The sequence below is a fragment of the Kitasatospora sp. NPDC127116 genome (genome assembly GCF_042677365.1).
Classification (GTDB): domain Bacteria; phylum Actinomycetota; class Actinomycetes; order Streptomycetales; family Streptomycetaceae; genus Kitasatospora; species Kitasatospora lactacystinica.
Genome location: NZ_JBHXTL010000263.1, coordinates 1 through 4,295, shown reverse-complemented (window position 1 = coordinate 4,295; position 4,295 = coordinate 1). Strand labels below are relative to the sequence as shown.

At 76.1% G+C, this 4,295-nt stretch carries 3 protein-coding genes; 1 reads left to right on the top strand and 2 read right to left on the bottom strand.

The genetic code is table 11. The annotated features are described in order from the left end of the window. Positions 1-1,392 (bottom strand): sigma-70 family RNA polymerase sigma factor (locus ACFVHV_RS43335; protein ID WP_380359321.1); only part of this gene is annotated, 1,392 nt, incomplete at its 3' end. A gap of 336 nt (positions 1,393-1,728) precedes the next feature. Beyond that, positions 1,729-2,604 carry a helix-turn-helix domain-containing protein gene (locus ACFVHV_RS43330; RefSeq protein ID WP_359915441.1) on the bottom strand — a complete coding sequence of 292 codons (876 nt, stop codon included), beginning with the start codon at positions 2,602-2,604 and terminating at the stop codon, positions 1,729-1,731. Positions 2,605-3,126: 522 nt separating this feature from the next. Between ACFVHV_RS43330 and ACFVHV_RS43325 the strand changes: the two genes are divergently transcribed. After that, positions 3,127-4,295: NAD(P)/FAD-dependent oxidoreductase (locus ACFVHV_RS43325; RefSeq protein ID WP_380359324.1), on the top strand; the 1,169-nt coding region annotated here is incomplete at its 3' end.

The following is a 4,295-nucleotide window of genomic DNA, read 5'->3' as shown; positions in this document are numbered from 1 at the left end:
CGGCTCGGGCGCGCCGGTGAGTGCGTACGCGGCGACGGCGGCCGCGGCCACCGCGATGGCGGCGGCGATCCCGGCCTTGGCGGCGGTGCCCAGGCCCTCGCCGGCCGCGGCGGCTCCCGCCCCGCCGGAGGCCGCACCGGACGAACCGGCGGCGGCCGCACCCGCGGCGGCCCCCGAGGACCCGGAGGCGGCGGCCGTCCCGGCGGCTGCCGCTCCGCCGACGGCGGCGGCTCCGCCCACGGCGGCCGCGGCGGCGCCGAAGCCGCCGACGCCGATCCAGACGAGCACGCCGCCGGGCAGCAGGGCGCGCAGCCCGGTGTTGATCTCGGTCAGTTCCAGGCAGGCGGCCGTGCAGCGGTCGCACTCCTTGAGGTGCCGGCCGACCTCCGCCGAGGCCCGCTTGCGCAGCGAGCCCCGCGCGTACGCCCCGAGCCGGTTGGCGTAGGCCTCGCAACCGCTGTCCTGGCTGCCCGAGACGTGCGCCTGGAGGAACGCGGCGGCGAGCCGGTCGCGGGCCCGGTGGGCCTGGACGGCGGTGGCGTTGGCGGTCTTGCCGAGCATCACCGCGACGGTCTTCGGGGACTCCCGCTCGACCTCGGTGTGCCAGAGCACCATCCGGTCGTCCTCGGGCAGTTCGGCGTAGGCCTGCATGACCATCCGCTGGTCGGCCATCGCCATCGCCCAGGCGTCGGCGCCCGGGTCGGCGAGGTCGAAGTCGACCACGGCGGCCGAGGTCTGCGCGAACACGGCGAAGTCGTCGACGAGTTGCTCGCGGCGTTCGCTGCGGTGCCAGGCGGCGGCGACGTTGCGCACGGCGGTCAGCAGGTAGGCGCGGACGGCGAACTCGGGGCCCTTGCCCGCCCGCAGCGCCTGCAGGGTGCGGGCGAACACCTCGCCCGCGAGGTCCTCGGCGGTGAAGTTGTCCCGGCAGCAGGTGCGCGCGTACCGGCGCACCGAGTCGGCGTGCCGGCGGTAGATCTCCTCGTAGGCGGTGTCGTCGCCGGCCCGCACCCGGGCGGTCAAGTCGGCGTCGGAGGCGGGGCGCTCGCCGTCCACCGGGTCGGCGGGGGCGGGCACGGTCGGCCGGGCGGTGCGGCCGTCGCCGGTGAAGGGGTCGCCGACGAACGCCTCGGGGGCGACGCCGCCCCGGCCCGCCGGGGCCTGCCCGGGCACCCGGCCCGGGGGCAGCGCGGCGGCGGAGGCGGAGAGCGTCTCGCGGCTGGGCATCCCGGCCTGGTCGGGGACGTGTCCGGCGGCCGAAGCCGCTGCGGCGCCCGGCACTTGGGCCGACCCGCCGACGCCGTTCAGACTGCAGGGCCCCTCGTCGGGATCACCGGAGAGGCCTCCGAAGTCGAGGCCGTACCCGTAGTCGTTCTGTTCCTCGGCGCTCACAACGGACCCCAGATTCCACGACAGCCCCCGTAGTGTGGCAGGGCGCGCGGGAGTGCGCAGGCGCACGGTTCCCCGACGTACGGCGCCGACGGCGCGCGAACGGCGCGCATCGGGACATTGGCTCCAACCACGGGCAAAGGATGGCATAGCGCAGGGACCGGCGGAAGCCGGACCAACCGCCTTCCACTCCTCCGAGGGGCCGTCGCGGGGGTGTTCGCCCAGCGTGCGGCGGTGGGGTGTGCGACTCCCGCACCCGGCGCGCGCATCCGGGCCGCGCGCCGGTCCTCCCTCCAACTCCCGTACCCGCCGGGCGTGGCGGACCGGTCGGCCCGGGTATCAGCGCTCCCGCAGGCCGTCCAGCAGGATCTGCAGCAGCCGGTCCGAGGGGCCGGCGGTCGGTTGACCGTCCGTCTGCGGAGAAATCGGCGAGAAACCGCCGGCCGCCTGCGCCGAGACCGACGGACGGGCCGCGTGCACCGGCACCGAGGCCGTCAGCACCAGCACCACGTCCGACACCGTGACGCCCGGACGCAGTTCGCCCGCCGCACCGGCCCGCGCCACCAGGGCGGCCAGCAGCTGGAGCAGCAGCCGGGGATCGGCGTCGGCCGCCGACGGCTCGACCACCCCGCCGGAGCGGGCCTCCTCGCCGCGCAGGTCGAAGCGGACCGCCGCGGGCGGTTCCGGCGCCCGCTGCTCGGGCACCCGGCCCAGTTCCTCCGCGTACCGGAACGCCTCCGGCGGCAGCAGCCGCCCGGCACCGGTGGACACCGCGCGGGCCAGGTAGCCGGCCAGCGCCTCCCAGGCGCCGTCACCGCCGTACAGCGACTCCCGCGCCTGCGCGGTCAGCCACGCCACCTCCTCGGCGGCGATCCGCTGGACCAGCACCTCCTTGCTCGGGAAGCGCCGGTAGACGGTGCCGACCCCGACCCCGGCCCGGCGTGCGACCTCCTCCATCGGCGCGCCGTAGCCGAACTCGCCGAACACCTCGCGGGCCGCCCGCAGCACGCTCTCCAGGTTCCGCCGGGCGTCGACCCGCAACCTGGCCCCGGGCACCGGCACCGCGGCCGGCGCGGGCTCGGCCCGGTACGCGACCGCCGAGTACGCCGACCCGCTCTGCGGCGGCAGGTCCACCGGGCCGCGCTGCTCCGGGACCGTGCCCGGTCCGGCCTGTGGTGCACCCACCCGCCCCAACACCTGCTCCTGATCCATCATCCCAACTCTCCCCCGCAGGCGTCCGAAACCGGACCCTGTCGTCGCCCGCCCCTGCACCCCCCGGTGCAGCTCAGCCCGTCAGAAATGACCCGATGACCCATTGCTCGTGCCGCCCGTCCCGTTCCGGTGACCACGGTCGTGCCGCCGTGCCGGGTCCACGTCCGGCTCGGCGCGTCGGCACCGTCCGGGGCCCTGTCCGGGAACTACCCTTCCCCGGATGACTGTCCCCCAGTCGGGTTCTCACGCCAACGCTGGAACTGGCCGTAGTGGCCGCTCCACGGTGCGTCGCCGCCGATTGTCATGGCGACGGCCGCCCCGGTACACAATCCGACCATAGTTCACCACTCTCCGAGGCCGAAAGTGCGTCAGAAAGTCGCCCAGTAAGCACAACTGGCCACGACGGTCACTCGTGTCGCAACCAGCCCCGTACGGACTGTGGACAAGACGACCCCCGCCGGTCCTTCATAGGGGGCGTGATGGGGGGACACCCCCGGCCGCGGGGCGGCCGGGACGAAACGTCGCATCGGCAGGAGGCGCACCATCAGAATCCTGATCGCCGGCGGCGGCTGCGCCGGAACGGCCGCCGCACTCCACCTCCAGCGCGCCCTGCGGGAACGGCTGCGGCGCGGAGAGGTGGAGATCACCGTCGTCGAGCCCCAGGCCTACTTCACCTACCACCCGCTGCTGGCCGAGGTGGCGGCCGGCTCGATCGACCCGAGACACGTGGTGGTCCCACTGCGCCGGGTCCTGCCGGACTGCCGGGTGCTCACCGCCCGGATCACCCGGATCGAACACGCCGCCCGACGCGCCCTGGCCGACGCCGCCGGCCCCGGCGAGACCCCCGCACCGGTCGAACTGCCCTACGACGTCCTGGTGGTGGCCCCCGGCTCGGTCTCCCGCACGGCACCGGTGCCCGGCCTCGCGGAACACGGCCTCGGCTTCTCCACCGTCGGCGAGGCGGTGGGCCTGCGCAACCACGTCCTGGAGCAGCTCGACCTCGCCTCCGCCACCCGCGACCCGGCGCTGCGCCAGTCGGCGCTCACCTTCGTCTTCGTCGGCGCCGGCTACGCGGGCGTCGGCGCGCTCGCCGAACTGGAGGACATGACCCGCACCGCCGTGCGCGGCTACCACAACGTCCGCGCCGAGGACCTGCACTGGGTCCTGGTCGAGGCGACCGGCCGGATCCTCGCCGAGGAGTCGCCCGAACTGGCCGCGCACACCCTCGGCGAGCTGCGCGAGCGCGGCGTGGACATCCGGCTGCACACCACCCTGGAGTCCGTCGCCGACCGGGTCGTGGTGCTCTCCGACGGCAGCCGCTTCGGCGCCCGCACCCTGGTCTGGACGGCGGGCGTCCGGCCGGCCCCGCTGCTGCGCGAGACCGACCTGCCGCTGGACACCCTCGGCCGGGTGCGATGTCTGGCGACCCTGCAGGCCGTCGGCCCGGACGGACGCGCCCTGCCCGGCGTCTGGGCGGCCGGCGACTGCGCCGCCGTGCCGGACCCGAACGCGGACGGAGCGCCCTGCGCCCCCAACGCCCAGCACGCCTTCGCCCAGGCCGAGCTGCTCGCCCGCAACGTCGTGGTGGCCCTGGACGGCGGGCCGCACGCCCCGGGCCTGGCCGACTACCGGCCCGGCCCCGCCGCCTGCTCGACCTCGCTCGGGCTGCGCCGGGCCGTCGCCCACACCAGGCG

Bases quoted from the DNA above. Each gene is read 5' to 3' on its own strand.
- ACFVHV_RS43330 (WP_359915441.1), bottom strand. From the start codon at position 2,604: ATGATGGATCAGGAGCAGGTGTTGGGGCGGGTGGGTGCACCACAGGCC.